A 275-nucleotide genomic window follows, 5' to 3' on the forward strand; every position below is an offset into this window, starting at 1 on the left:
CACGCCGACCGAAACAACCGCGCTCGCTATTCCTATGACTCTCTCGAAAAGCAGCACCGTATGAAGGTCAAGGGCAAGGACCTCTCTGCTGAGCTGATGCATACCCGTGCCCCCGGTGTTACTGGCGAAACCCCCTGGGAAAAGGATTTGACCGTCCACCCTATCAAGTGGCGCCGTTACGGCATGCCCAAAGACCTCCCCAGCTATGTGCGGAACGCGTTCGGCGATGCAGCCCCTTACGAATCCTTCACCGACCCGCGCATGCTCTTCGACTG

At 58.9% G+C, this 275-nt stretch carries 1 protein-coding gene; it reads left to right on the forward strand.

Annotated elements, in window-relative coordinates; all coding sequences use genetic code 11:
* Window positions 1-60: 60 nt before the first annotated feature.
* A partial coding sequence (locus HMPREF2605_RS04640) for a hypothetical protein (protein ID WP_141762282.1) occupies window positions 61-275 on the forward strand: 215 nt, incomplete at its 3' end.

The sequence above is a fragment of the Rothia sp. HMSC065C03 genome, assembly GCF_001837295.1.
GTDB lineage: Bacteria > Actinomycetota > Actinomycetes > Actinomycetales > Micrococcaceae > Rothia.